A 13,226-nucleotide genomic window follows, 5' to 3' on the forward strand; every position below is an offset into this window, starting at 1 on the left:
TTCTCAGCGGCGCGGAACGACGCGGCGACGAATCGCGAGACCAACGCCGGCCGTCAGCAGCATGCAGGCGGCGATCAGCAGTCCACCGCTGTCGGTGCCGCCGGTGGCCGCGAGTGCCCCGCCGCGAGGATTCTCGGGAGCGCCGTCACTCCCGCCCGGCGTCGGGTTCGGGCTGCCCTGCTCTGTGACAATCGTGACGGACGCGACAGCGATCCGGGCCGACTGGCCGCCGGTGGCCTGGATCTGTGCGGCACCGGACGCGGCGTCGGTGGGGATCGTGACGTCAATGCTGAACGACCCGTCCGTGGCCACGGTGACCGTCGCGAGCGTGTGCGCTGCCTGCGCAGCGGGCGCGTTCTGCGCGGTGGCCGGGCCGGTGAGGGCCACCGAGACGGTCTCGTTTGCCTGGAATCCGTCCCCGTGCACGGTGACCGTCTGTCCGGGGGAGAGGGTGTCATCCTCGAGTTCGATGGTGGCGTGTTCGGGCGGGGTGTCGCCGGTGGCATCCTCGAGCACGGCGACGGTGCGCGCGGGGATGGTCACGGCGCCGGTGGTCGCATCCCAACCGGTCTGCCTGACGATGGCATCGCCACTGCTTGCCTGGATTGGGGACAGCGTAAACTCACGTCCGGCGAATCCCGGAACTGTCTCAGTGACGGACTGGGGTGAGGCGTTGAACACCACGAGGATGCCGTCACGATCCGGGTCGACGTCCTCGCCGACGCTGTCGTCGATGCTCATCGTGATCACTCCGGGGGCCTGGTCCGGCCCGCTGCCGGGAAAGGAGACTTTCTCCAGGATCCGGTCAGTCGAACCCAGGCGCAGCAGCGGGTTGGACTGCTTCAGCTCCAGCAGAGTGAGTGCCTGCTGGTGGGCGGTAGCGATATCTGCCGGGGTGGGCTTGAGGGCGGGGTCGGTCAGCAGGGGTGTGAAGGCGTCCCAGTTGGCCTGTGCGTCGGCGGCGGGCGGGAGACCGGACCCGAAAGTCGATTCCTGGCCGCTCCAGTCGATGCGGTTGAACCAGTCCCCGGAATCGTAACTGTTCGCGTCCAGCGACTTAGAGCGAAGCAGGTCGGTGCCGGCGTGCCACAGCGACGGTGACTGCGACAGGGTCACGGTGGCCAGGCTGAGGGTGTTCATGCGCACCCGGTCCGCCATGGGGGTGGCCTGCGGGAGCTTGGTGGCGAGAACGTCGAACAGGGTGAGGTCATCGTGCGCGTCGACGTAGTTGACGATCTCGTCGGGTTCGGTGGCGTACCCGGCCGGCTGACCGCTGTAGACCAACTGGTCGCCACGGCTGGTCTGCCCGTCGGAGGTGACGAAGGAGAACGCCGCCAGGTTTCCGGCCAGTCCGAGCCGGACCAGGTCGCTCTGTGCCGCGAGCTCCGCGAGGGCTTCCTCGGCGGAGCCGTTGCTGCCGTGTCCGTTGGGGTCGGTGCCCAAACCAGTCCCGTATCCCTGCTCGAACGTGGATTCGGGCCGGGTCGGGTTGCCGCCGTGGACCGCATCACGGAGTCGGTCATTGAAGGTACCGATGCCGGTTCCGCCCAGTTGCCCCTGGGCGGCCTGTTCGAACAAGGCATTGTCGGCGACCTCTCCGAAGTTCCAGCCTTCGCCGTACAGGTAGATCTTCGACCCGTCCACCCCGTCGGTCTCGATGGTGAGCTCGTCGAGCGCGGCCCGGGCTGCGAGCAGGTTGTCACGGGAGTGGTGGCCCATCAGGTCGAACCGGAACCCGTCGACCTTGTAGTCACGGGCCCAGGTGACCAGCGAGTCGACCATCAGCTTCTCGGCGGCGGCGTGTTCGGTGGCGACATTCTGACAGCAGGTGGAGGTCTGCACGTTGCCGGCAGCATCCAGCCGCTGATAGTAGCCGGGGACTACCTTGTCGAGGACAGACTTGTCGTTCTGGCCGCTTGCGGCGGTGTGGTTGTACACCACATCGAGAACGACCTGAAGTCCGTCGTCGTGCAGCCCGCCGACCATCTGCCGGAACTCGTCGACCCGGGCACCGTCCTCAGGGTTGGTGGCATAGGAGCCTTCCGGGACGTTGTAGTGGTACGGGTCGTACCCCCAGTTGTATCCGTCGGCGGCGGCGGTCTGTGCTACGCACGCCTGCTGCCCGGTCGAGGCGGGCCCGTAGCTGGCGAGGTCGCAGTTCGGGGTCGCCTGGTCGGCGCGTCGTTCCCTGATCGAGGCGATGTCGAACGTGGGCAGCAGATGCACGGTGTTCATCCCGGCCTCTGCGAGCTCGCGCAACTGCCGGGTGCCGTCACTATCGGCGGTGAACGCCTTATAGGTGCCGCGGAGCTCTTCCGGAACGGTGTCATCGGTGATGGAGAAGTCCCGGACGTGCAGTTCGTAGATGACTCGGTCTTCCGGTTGCGCGATCTGCGGCGCTGGCGTTTCCGCCCACTGGGCCGGCCGGTATGCGGGGTCGGCGAGGTCGACGGCGACCGAACGGGAGGAGTCGGTGGTCAATGCGACCGAGTACGGGTCGGTGACCGCATTGCGTTCGATCCGGTCGGTGCTGGGCGCATAGACGACGACCTCCCACTCGTATTGCGAGTTCTTCCACCCTGATCGGCCCTCGACTGTCCACACTCCCGTGCTGTCATCGAACGTCGCCGGAATCTGCTGCGGGTCGCCCTGAGCGTTCCAGACGGTGAGCGATGCGTTTTGCGCGGTGGGGGCCCACAGGGTGAAGGTGGGGGTGCCACCACTCCAGGTGATGCCGAGGTCGGTGTTGTGGAGGTCGTCGGCGTAGAGGTCATCGAGAACTCCGGGCAGCTGCACGCCGGTGAACGCGGTGGGGGTGCCGTCGCGTTCCTGCAGCACCGCGAGCTCGTGCGTGAGGACGTCTTTCACGGACGCCGTGGACAGGTCTACGGGGTGAAGGGCGAGGTAGCCGCGCAGCGCAGGGAACTTCTCCTGCTGTGCGGTGGTGAGCCCGGCCGGGTCGTACCTGAGGGCGATGCTGTCGCCCCCCTGCACGTCGCCGTCGGTGAGGGCGAGGGTGGCCTCGGCGGAGTGGTGCAGCGACCAGGTGAGCTCGGTCGGGTCGCCGTCGCCGAGCAGGGCGGCGGGCCAGGCGAGGGTGTCAGCGCTGATCCAGTGCGCACGTTCTTCTCCGGTGCCGGCGACGGGCGGGTCTGTGACGATGATGTCCAGCAGATGGGTGGTGATGTCGTACCGGAACTGAACCTGCTTTTGGCCCCCTGTGGCGAAGCCGTAGTTGCCGCCCCCGGTATCACCCCCGACGCCGTAGCTCTCGTCCCAGGTCAGATTGTGCGCCACCTTGGTCTCGTAGTTGCCTGCCGGCAGCGCCGATGTGGACCACTCGTAGATTCCGTTCTTGTCGCCATCCTGCAGCCACGTGCCCAGGCAGTCGGTGTTCCAGTCTCCCGGGCAACCGATCTCGGACTGGAACGATCCCGCAAGGGTGACGATCGGTCCCTCACTCGTGTTCTGGAACCGGTGCGTGACCGGATCGAAATAGAACGTGATCGGCCCGCCGGGATGGGCGTAGAGCACGTTCGCGCCGCCCGGGGCACCGTCGGCGCCGAAGTTGACGTCCCAGCTGCCGTTGGTAGTGATCTTGTACTCATATTCGCCGGCGGGCAGGTCAAATGTGCCGGCGTATACCCCGTCGGCGCGGAGGGTGAGCTGCGACTGGGTACAGTCGCTGGTCCAGTCTCCGGCGCAGCCAAGTTCCGATTGGTGGTTTCCGGCGATGACCACCTGCGAGTATTCGTCGGCCGCGGCCGGAGAGGTGGAGCCGACGATCAGGGTGCCGGCCAGAAGGCCGACGGTGGCCAGTACCGCGGCGATGCGGTGTCGTTGCATGATGTGCGCTCCTTGGAAATGATTGGGTCTTCGGGATGGGGCGAGGAGTGGGGTTTCTACTTCACGCTTCCGGCGGAAAGGCCGGACACGATGTAGCGCTGAAGGAAGAGGAACAGGGCAACCACCGGGAGAGCGGCGAGTACCGAACCGGCCGCGAAGACGCCCCAGTTCTGGGACTGGAACCCGGAGATCAGTGTGTAGAGGCCCAGTGCGAGGGTCTGCTCGTTCGGATCGGTGAGCAGGACGCTGGCGATGACGAACTCGCTGGTGACGCCGATGAAAGAAAGCAGTCCGACGACAGCGAGAATCGGGGTGACCAGGGGCAGCACGATGGTGAAGAAGGTGCGGGCGTGGCCGGCGCCGTCGATCTTCGCGGCCTCGTCGATGGAGGTCGGGACGGTATTGAAGAACCCGTACATCAGGAACGTGTTCACCCCGAGCGCGCCGCCGAGGTACACCAGGATGAGACCCGAGTTGGTGCCCAGTCCGATGGCGGGAAACACGTCGGAGATACCCACCATGAGCAGGAAGATAGCGACGACGGCAAGGAACTGGGGGAACATCTGTACGAGCAGCAGGGTGAGCAGTCCGACCCGACGTCCGGTGAATCGCATCCGGGAGAAGGCGTACGCCGCGAGAGCACCCAGGAACACTGTGGCCAGGCTGGTGACCACGCCGATCACCAAGGTGTTGATGAACCATTGCGCGAACGGGGTCGCGGGGTTGGTCAGAAGCCGTTCGTAGTTGCTGAGGTCGAAGGCTTCGAACAACTGGTTCGACCCGGTGAGTGTCCCGCTCGGGTTGAACGATACCGAGACGATGTACAGCAGTGGGAACACCGCGAACACGCACGCGATGACGCCGACGACGTATCGCCATCCGGTGTCGGTGAACCAACGCCCGACACTGTGCCGACGTACAGCAGCCCGGGTGGTGGCCATCAGTTGATCTCCTCAAGGGATCGGGTGCGGCGGAAGCTGACGATGGAGACAACCGCCACGATGATGAAGATGAGAATCGCGAACGCGCTGGCCAGGCCGTAGTCCCGACCGCCACCGCCGCCGAACGCGACCTTGTACACCAACGTGATCAGCAGGTCGGTGGCGCCGATGTCCAGGGTGGTGTCGGTGAACCTGGGCCAGCCGCGTGTGAGCATGTAGACGACGTTGAAGTTGTTGAAGTTGAACGCAAACGATGCGATCAGCAGCGGCGCGATCGACACGAGCAGTAGCGGCAGCTTGATGGATCGGAAGGTCCGCCACGCGCTGGCCCCGTCGACCTTGGCGGCCTCCAGGACGTCGTCCGGGAGAGACTGCAGCGCCCCAGTGCAGACGAGGAACATGTAGGGGAAGCCGAGCCACAAGTTCACGAACAGAACGCTGAATTTCGCCAGCCACGGATCGCTCAGCCAGGGGATGTCGGCACCGCCAAACAACACCTGGTTGATGAAGCCGAACTCGGTGTTCAGCATCCCCGCCCACACCAGCCCGGACAGGAACGCGGGGAAAGCGTACGGGAGGATCAGGATGGCGCGAAACACTTTCCGCCCCCGTACCCGGGGATGGTTGAACACCAGGGCAAGGAACACCCCGAGCGCGAAGGTCAGGGCAACGGACAGGAACGCGAATGCGAAGGTCCAGACGATGACCCGCAGCAGCGGATCGCGGAGTTGTTCGTCAGTGAAGGCCTCGGTGAAGTTGTCGAACCCGATGAACACCCGCCATCCGGGGGTCAGCCCCGTGCCGTCGTCGGATCTGAACGTGCCCTCCCCGTCATCGGCGTACACGGTGCCGGTGGTGGTATCCGTGAACGCGTCGGCGGCCTCGTCGTACTCCAGCGCAGACGCGAACACATACGCGCTGGTTCCGTCCGGGGTGCGCAGACTGCCCTTATTGGGGTCTTCGGAAATCGGCACGACCACCTCGAGGACCTCGGTCTGCCGCTGCACGATCTCCGAGAGCGTCAGCTGCGTCCATAGTGCGGGGGCGGCGTCAACCTCGTCGAGAGGTTGATCGCTGGTGCCGAACGAGAGCTGACCGTCCTCACCTTCCACGAGGAGACCGAGCGCGACGCCATTGCTGTAAACGTCGACCGCGAACTGCGGAGAATCGGGAACCCGGACCTGCGCGGTTCGGATGATCTGCTCGATCGCGTCTTCTTTCGTGCTGTTGTGCTGATCTCCGTAATTGGTGAACGCGATATACCCGGTGTACAGCACGACAAACACTTGGAATACGGCCAGGAAGATCAGACCCGGAGCGAGGTACTTGGCCGGCAGCAGGCCGCGCTTGAGGTAGATGATGTTGAGGATGATCACGACTGCTGCTACGACGATCGCCGCAGTCACCTGGTCGAGGGTGATCAAGGTGAATGCTGCGAACGCACCGATCGCGTCCAGCGTCGCCAGCAGCACGATTTTCACGACGAGGGCGCCCAACCCCAGGCGAGGGCGCGATTCCAGGGGGCCCCGGGCTGATCGGCGCGGTGGGCGACTTCCGTGCGCAGCGACATCGTCGGTGAGGGCGCGCGAGACGGCGGATGTCTGCGGTGTGGTCATGGTCGAACTGCTCCTGGTGCTTCGGGATCGAACATGGAGATGCGTGATGGAATGTGCGGGGGCGGAGAGGCGACAACGCCCCCGCACACGAGAAATCAGCCGCCGATCTGCGCTTGAATATTCTCCGCCGCCTTGGTCCACACCGCGGCAGGCTCACCCTCGCCGCGGATGAGGGTCAACTCAGCGTTGCCCCAGTCCGACCACACCGACCCCATCTCCGGGATAGAAGGCATCGGAAAACCGGATTGACCGATCTTGCCGAACGCGGCCACATCTGGATCCTTCGCGGCAACCTTCTCGTAGGCCGACGTCAGTGCCGGCGGACGGCCGCCGACCTCGAAGAGCGCCAGCTGCGCGTCCTCCTTAGAGAGGTAGTTGACGATGAAGTTCGTCGCCGCCAGCGAGTTGGTGGACTTGCTGGACAGGAAGAACCCGTTGACGCCCACGAACGGGCGCGGCTCTTCGCCGCCAGCAGACGGAATCGGGTCGACGACATAATTGATCCCGGCTTCGGCGATGACTGGGACGTTCCACGGGCCGGTGAGGTAGAACGGCGACTTGCCGTCGATGAAGAATTCTCGTGCCCGGTCGCCGTCGATGTTCGTGTTGAGGATGCCATCGGCGCCCCACTGCTTCAGGGCGGTGGCGAATCTTGTCCCCGCCTCATCGCCGAGGATCAGCTGCGACGGATCATAGCTGCCGTCGGCATTCTGCGCGAACACCTGTGACCCGAAGGAGGTCTGCAATGGGTAAAGGTGGTACGGGTCTCCCTGCTCCGGTGACAGGCCGACCAGGAAGGGATACTCCGTGCCGGCGGCGCGGCCAGCAGCGATCAGGTCGTCGAACGTGGCGGCCGGCTCCGCGACCAGATCCGCATTACGCAGCAGTCCCACGTTCTCGATCGAGTACGGCATGCCATACACCGCACCGTCATAGGTCATCGCCTGGATCGCCGTCTCGCTGAACCCGTCCGCGACATCGCCGAGCTCGATCGGGGCGACTACGCCGGCGGCGACGTACGCGCCGAGCTTGTCGTGCGGGCTGACGATGACGTCCGGACCTTTGCCGGTGGGGACCTGGCTGATGAAGTCCTGATCGACGGTGGAGAAGTCCTTCGTCACCAGATTCACCTCGATACCGGTCTCCTCCGTGAACGACGCTGCCGGCTTTTCCAGTGCGGGCTTGCGCTCGATATCCACCCATACCGTGATCGGTTTTCCGGAATCACCGCCACCGGCGGGTTTTGCGTCGCCATTCCCAGAGCAACCGGAGAGTGCAAGAGCTCCGATCGAAACGATCGCCGTTCCGAAGACCGCTGCCTTCAATGTCACCTTCATTGGTGACTCCTTTCTGTGTCAGCCCCGACCCAGCGCCGCAGGCCTCATCGCATGTGCAAGCGTTTCCAAGATAAGCACACATTCATTGTCACGCAAGACTGAAAAATGGCTTTTTAGCGGATATGGCGCCGCGGAAGCGTTTACACGTATGCTGGCTGCCATGTCTTTCCAGTGGTGGCGCGATGCAGTGATCTATCAGGTGTATCCTCGGTCTTTCGCAGATTCGAACGGCGACGGGATCGGCGATCTCGCCGGAATAACCTCGCATCTGGACGATCTGGTCGACCTCGGCGTGGACGCGGTCTGGATCTCGCCGTTCTTCACATCTCCGCAACGCGACGCCGGCTATGACGTCTCCGACTATTGCGACGTCGATCCCGTGTTCGGCACCCTCGCCGACGCGGACGCACTCATCCATGGCGCGCATGAACGAGGACTACGGGTCATCTTCGACCTCGTCCCCAACCACTCCTCCAGCGACCATCCGTGGTTTCAGGATGCTCTCCGCGCGGCACCAGGCAGTGCCGCACGGGCGCGGTACATCTTCCGTGAAGGTCGCGGCGACCACGGAGAACTGCCGCCCAACAACTGGCAGTCCATCTTCGGCGGTCCCATGTGGACGAGGGTCACCGAAGCAGACGGTACGTCCGGCCAGTGGTATCTCCACATCTTCGACAGCTCGCAGCCCGACTTCGACTGGACCAACCCCGACGTGCACGCCCTGTTCCTCGACGTGCTGAGGTTCTGGTTGGATCGCAACGTCGATGGCTTCCGCGTGGACGTCGCGCACGGCCTGATGAAACAGCCCGGCCTTCCCGATCTCGACGAACCGGACTCGGCCAGCCTGGGTGCGGGCACTGCAACCCTCGAGCCGGAGATCAGCACCCCGACTGAGGTGCCGTACTGGGGACAAGAAAGCGTTCACGAGATCTATCGAGACTGGCGGCGCCTGCTGGATACCTACCCCGGTGAACGGGTCCTGGTCGCCGAAGCGTGGGTCGACCCGCTCTCCCGCCTGGCTGATTGGGTGCGCCCCGATGAGATGCATCAGGCGTTCAACTTCGCTTACCTCGAGACCCCGTGGGCCGCCGGGCCGCTCACCCAGATCATCGACGCATCGCTGGCCACGTTCCACAGCGTGGGGGCTCCCAGCACGTGGGTGCTGTCCAACCACGACGTCGTGCGGCACGCCACTCGGCTCGCGCTCCCGTTTGAGAACCCGCAAGGACACGGGATCGGCCCGGCAACCGACAACCTGCCCGACGAGAAGGCAGCACTGCAGCGCGCCCGCGCGGCGACCGCCCTCATGCTCGCCCTCCCCGGCTCCGCCTACATCTATCAGGGCGAGGAGCTCGGCCTTCCGGAAGCGATCGACCTGCCCGACGAAGCACGCCAAGATCCCACCTGGATCCGGACCAACGGCGAACGCTACGGCCGCGACGGATGCCGCGTCCCGCTTCCCTGGACTGCTGAGCGCGCCACGTTCGGCTTCAACGAGAATGGAACGGGTAAGAGCTGGCTCCCCCAACCCACCCAGTGGGCGCGTCTGGCCCGGGACGCTCAGCGCTCCGACGACACCTCTACCCTTGCGCTCTACCGTCAGCTCCTCGCCCTACGCAAGGAGCTGCAGCTCGGCACAGGAGAACTCCAGTGGCTGGACTGCCCTCGAGAAGACGTCCTGGTGTTTCGTAACGGGCGGGCAGTGATCGTGGTCAACACCGGCCGGGAGCCCATCGAGATCCCTGAGAGCGAACTGCTCATCTCCAGCAGCCCTATCGACGGAGCCGTACTTCCCGGGGACACCACCGTCTGGCTCCGCGCCTAGCCACCACCTCGGCCGCGGTATTCTTCACGTAGCCGCTACACCAAAGGAGCAACCGTTGGCCGACATCGTCGAGGTCGCGCAGCGCGCCGGGGTCTCCATCGCCACCGTGTCGCGCGCCCTCAACGGAAAGAGCGCCTCCGCCGAGACGCGCCGACGCGTGCTTCAAGCGGCACAGGAACTCGGCTACGTCGTCTCCTCGAGCGCGTCGAGCCTGGCCAGCGGGCGAACAAAGAACATCGGATTCATGGTGCCGTTCATCGACCGCTGGTACTTCACCACCCTCCTGCGAGGCATCGAAGCCGTGCTGCTCGAACACGGCTACGACGTCACCCTCTACAACCTGCAGGGCCACGAAGAACAACGCGAGAAGATCTTCGCCACCTCCCTCCGCCGCTCCAGCGTCGACGGACTCATCGCAGCCAGCATCGAACTCGCCCCCCACGAGATCCGCACGCTCCAAGATCTCGGCAAACCCGTCGTCAGCGTGGGCGGAACCATCGACAGCGTGTCCACCGTCGACGTCGACAACTTCCACATCTCCCGCCTCGCCACCGAACACCTCATCTCACTCGGGCACACGCGAATCGCGCACGTCGGTAGCGGTAGCGCGCTCGGATCTGCGTTCCGCCTCGGCGACACCAGGTACGACGGCTGGCAGTCCGCTCTCGCCGAGGCAGGGCTGGCGCATGACGAAACGCTGTTCCGTGAAGCCGACTTCGACATCGAGTCCGGCTACCGGGCGACGAAGTTCCTCCTCGCACACAACCGGCCCAGCGCGATCTTCGCCGCCAGCGACGAGGTCGCCATCGGTAGCCTCCTCGCCGCCCGCGACCTCGGCCTCCGTGTTCCCGCCGACCTGTCCATCATCGGAATCGACGATCACCACCTTGCCGACTTCTTCGGTCTCACCACGATCGCGCAATTCCCCGAGATGCAGGGCCAGGCGGCCGCCGACCTCCTCCTTGCCACTCTCGAAAACCCCGGCATCGAACCCCAGCACCGCACAATCGCGCCCGAGTTTGTCGTGCGCGCATCCACTGCCCGACCGCACGACGGCGAGTTCGAGCGGATCTGACCGAGCCCCGGATGGGCGGATATCGACAACCTGGCGTTCCTGTGCTCGCACCGCACACCGAGACCCGCCAGCCACCGACGAACTAGCAGACCATGGTGACGAGCCGGGCCTCGAGGATCACGCGAATACGGGACCCTACTGGGCAGCGAAGTAGAACTTCGTGCCGTCGAGGCTCGACACGACCCAGAAGCCCTGCTCGACGCCGCTCGTCGGAATGGCGATGGCGATGTTGCCCGTCGCGGAGGCTCCCGGAGTCAGCTCGGAGATCGCATCCAGTGCGTCGGGGGCGATCGCAAGCACGTCGTACTGGTTGTACATCGTGCCGTCGGCAGCTTCGAAGGCCACCTGCACATAGGCGGGGAAGCCGGTCTCCGATCCGATGTAGGTGGTGGTGACGGGCAGAAGAGCGTACGACGTTCCGGCCGGAGCCGTGTCGCTGAACGAGTTCTCAGCGGCGACCGCGGCATCAGCGTTGAGCGTCGGCGTGTTCACCGTGACCTGCCACGTGGGCTCGCCCAGTTGCGCGAGTTCGATGCTCGAGCCGAGGGGAGCGGGGTTCTCGCGAGATCCGACGTCGCCGACAACAGGGGCACCTTGTTCGCCGGTCGACGTGTCGTCATCCGGTTCGACGGGCTCCGACGTGATCGACGGATAGTCGCTCTCGATAGTGTCACTGACGCTCGAGAAGAACAGACCGGTGTACACGATCGACAGAACGATCGACAGTATGAGCGCCAGCAGCGACACGGCGCTCGCCACAATCGCGAGAGTCTTCTTGCGTGCCTTGAGGAAGATCGCGATGACGCCCAGAACCAGGCCGACGAACGCCAGGAACCCCGTGACGTAGTTGAGAAAGGGGATGAATGACCCGATCAGGGCGACCGCACCGATGATCAGTGCCGAGAGGGCGAGGCCGCCCGGGCCCTTCTTCGGGCTGATCGTTCCGGGCGCGTAGGGCGCCGCCGGGTACGGCGCGGATGCGTACTGGTTCGAGGGTGGGTACGCCTGCGTCGGTTGCGGGTACGACTGGCTCGTCGGCGGCGGCGTTCCGTAGTCGGCGACCGGCGGCGCCGTCGGAAACTGCGGTGTACTGCGTGCCGGGGGCGCGCTCGGAGCCTCGGGAGCCCCGGGCGATGCAGGAGTCGTCGGCTCGTCGGGGGCGCCCGGGAATGCGGGAGGCTGCGTATCTGGCATACCCCGAGTGTGGCAGAGCCTGGGCCAGCGGGTGCGCTCCTCGGTTTACCGCTTTGCGCCCTAGCCCACCTGGGCATAGAACGCCTCGGGTGCTTGCGCCAACGACGCCTTCACCAGAGCACTCCATTCGTCGACGACGACCTCGAACGCTCCGGCTTCGACGCCGTCGAGCGAGGCTCGGGCCACGTCAGCCGGATCGACCATCGGGCCCTCGTACCCCGCCATGATGTCGGTGTCGGCGGCGCCGAGGTGAAGACCCTGCACGGTGATGCCCGCGGTCCGCAGCTCGAGCCGTACCGAGTTGGTGAGATTCCACTCGGCCGCCTTCGCCGTCGCGTAGCCTCCGGAGCCGGGGTACGCGAACCAGGAGAGTGCAGACAGGACGTTCACGATAGTTCCGCCCCCGTTGCGCTCGATGATCGGGGCGAACGCCCGCATCATCGCCAGGTTGCCCCAGAAGTGCGTGTCCATCTCGCGGCGCACGTCGGACAGGTCGTCTGTGAGAAGCGATCCGGTCGTGGCGATGCCCGCGTTGTTGATCAGCAGCGTGACATCCGAGGCGGCGGCGGCTGCGGCCGCAACCGACGCGTCGTCGGTGATGTCGAGCGGCAGTATCTCGACCCCGTCGATGTCGACGAGCTCTGGGCGGCGAGCCGTGGCGTAGACCTTGGATGCGCCGCGCTCGAGCAGCTGTGTCACGAAGCGGCGCCCGATGCCGCGGTTCGACCCTGTGACCAGGGCTACGGAACCAATGATGTTCACGATCTCCTCCTGCTGAGCGGGCGTCTCCCACTGCAGCGTGGCTAGACTAGAAGCTGACATCAGTGTGAGGGGCAAGCCCCGATTGGAGACACCATGCGCATCGGCGATCTGGCCGCGAAGACCGGCGCGAGCGTCCGTTCACTCCGGTACTACGAGGAGCAGAAGCTGCTGGCCGCAACGCGCACCGCAGCAGGGCAGCGCGAGTACGCTCGCACCGCCGTCGATCGGGTGCAGCTCGTGCAGCTGCTCTTCGCGGCCGGTCTCCCGAGTCGAACGATCGTCAAGCTCCTGCCTTGTGTCGACACCGGTCGAGCGGGTGTAGACGAGCTCACGCTGCTCGTTTCCGAACGCGACCGGATCGCCGCGCAGGTCGCACAGCTCGGCGAGGCGCTCGGGCGGCTCGACGCCGTGATCGCAATCAGTGCGTCGCCCACGCCCGAGAACTGTCCGGCACTGAGAGGCCGGTCGGTCGAGCCGGCCCCCGCCTGACGGCCGCCCTGCCGTCAGCCGCCCGCCCTGGCGTCAGCCGCCCGGCCTAGGAGTTGTCGCCGCCGGTCTGGTCGGCGCCCACCTCGTCGCGGGCGGAGTAGTTCTGGTCGAAGCCCACTCCGTCGTTGCCCGACCACAGCC

General features: G+C 65.5%; 9 protein-coding genes. 3 read left to right on the plus strand and 6 right to left on the minus strand.

What is annotated here, in order from left to right:
* Nucleotides 1-3: 3 nt before the first annotated feature.
* From pulA to ACE5CZ_RS10970, 4 genes are all read right to left on the minus strand, one after another.
* Nucleotides 4-3,846: a pullulanase-type alpha-1,6-glucosidase gene (pulA, locus tag ACE5CZ_RS10955; RefSeq protein ID WP_374947363.1), complete on the minus strand. Its 3,843-nt coding sequence runs from the start codon at nt 3,844-3,846 to the stop codon at nt 4-6.
* 56 nt (nt 3,847-3,902) lie between these two features.
* On the minus strand, nt 3,903-4,787 hold the full coding sequence (locus ACE5CZ_RS10960; RefSeq protein WP_374947364.1) for a sugar ABC transporter permease: 885 nt from the start codon (nt 4,785-4,787) through the stop codon (nt 3,903-3,905).
* Nucleotides 4,787-6,403, minus strand: coding sequence for an ABC transporter permease subunit (locus ACE5CZ_RS10965; RefSeq protein ID WP_374947365.1), 1,617 nt, complete (start codon nt 6,401-6,403; stop codon nt 4,787-4,789). Before ACE5CZ_RS10965 ends, ACE5CZ_RS10960 begins: the two co-directional genes overlap by 1 nt.
* A 95-nt stretch (nt 6,404-6,498) precedes the next feature.
* Nucleotides 6,499-7,740, minus strand: coding sequence for an extracellular solute-binding protein (locus ACE5CZ_RS10970; RefSeq protein WP_374947366.1), 1,242 nt, complete (start codon nt 7,738-7,740; stop codon nt 6,499-6,501).
* A 148-nt stretch (nt 7,741-7,888) separates the two neighbouring features.
* On the opposite strand from ACE5CZ_RS10970, the gene ACE5CZ_RS10975 reads away from it, so the two are divergent.
* Nucleotides 7,889-9,565, plus strand: a complete 1,677-nt coding sequence (locus ACE5CZ_RS10975) for an alpha-amylase family glycosyl hydrolase (protein ID WP_374947371.1) — start codon at nt 7,889-7,891, stop codon at nt 9,563-9,565.
* Between the two features lie 55 nt (nt 9,566-9,620).
* Nucleotides 9,621-10,640, plus strand: coding sequence for a LacI family DNA-binding transcriptional regulator (locus ACE5CZ_RS10980; RefSeq protein ID WP_374947367.1), 1,020 nt, complete (start codon nt 9,621-9,623; stop codon nt 10,638-10,640).
* 135 nt (nt 10,641-10,775) lie between these two features.
* Here ACE5CZ_RS10980 and ACE5CZ_RS10985 read toward each other — a convergent pair whose 3' ends face one another.
* Together ACE5CZ_RS10985 and ACE5CZ_RS10990 are read right to left on the minus strand one after the other, a co-directional pair.
* The gene (locus ACE5CZ_RS10985) at nt 10,776-11,834 is read right to left on the minus strand and encodes a DUF4190 domain-containing protein (protein ID WP_374947368.1); all 1,059 of its coding nucleotides are present in this window, start codon (nt 11,832-11,834) and stop codon (nt 10,776-10,778) included.
* 60 nt (nt 11,835-11,894) lie between these two features.
* The gene (locus ACE5CZ_RS10990) at nt 11,895-12,656 is read right to left on the minus strand and encodes an SDR family oxidoreductase (RefSeq protein ID WP_374947369.1); all 762 of its coding nucleotides are present in this window, start codon (nt 12,654-12,656) and stop codon (nt 11,895-11,897) included.
* Between the two features lie 33 nt (nt 12,657-12,689).
* Here ACE5CZ_RS10990 and ACE5CZ_RS10995 point away from each other — a divergent pair, with 33 nt between their 5' ends.
* Nucleotides 12,690-13,085, plus strand: a complete 396-nt coding sequence (locus ACE5CZ_RS10995; protein ID WP_374947370.1) for a MerR family transcriptional regulator — start codon at nt 12,690-12,692, stop codon at nt 13,083-13,085.
* The last annotated feature ends 141 nt before the right edge of the window (nt 13,086-13,226 follow it).

The sequence above is a fragment of the Agreia sp. genome, assembly GCF_964263775.1.
Lineage (GTDB): Bacteria > Actinomycetota > Actinomycetes > Actinomycetales > Microbacteriaceae > Agreia.

Bases quoted from the DNA above. Each gene is read 5' to 3' on its own strand.
- pulA (WP_374947363.1), bottom strand. From the start codon at position 3,846: ATGCAACGACACCGCATCGCCGCGGTACTGGCCACCGTCGGCCTTCTG.
- ACE5CZ_RS10960 (WP_374947364.1), bottom strand. From the start codon at position 4,787: ATGGCCACCACCCGGGCTGCTGTACGTCGGCACAGTGTCGGGCGTTGG.
- ACE5CZ_RS10965 (WP_374947365.1), bottom strand. From the start codon at position 6,403: ATGACCACACCGCAGACATCCGCCGTCTCGCGCGCCCTCACCGACGAT.
- ACE5CZ_RS10970 (WP_374947366.1), bottom strand. From the start codon at position 7,740: ATGAAGGTGACATTGAAGGCAGCGGTCTTCGGAACGGCGATCGTTTCG.
- ACE5CZ_RS10975 (WP_374947371.1), top strand. From the start codon at position 7,889: ATGCTGGCTGCCATGTCTTTCCAGTGGTGGCGCGATGCAGTGATCTAT.
- ACE5CZ_RS10985 (WP_374947368.1), bottom strand. From the start codon at position 11,834: ATGCCAGATACGCAGCCTCCCGCATTCCCGGGCGCCCCCGACGAGCCG.
- ACE5CZ_RS10990 (WP_374947369.1), bottom strand. From the start codon at position 12,656: ATGTCAGCTTCTAGTCTAGCCACGCTGCAGTGGGAGACGCCCGCTCAG.
- ACE5CZ_RS10995 (WP_374947370.1), top strand. From the start codon at position 12,690: ATGCGCATCGGCGATCTGGCCGCGAAGACCGGCGCGAGCGTCCGTTCA.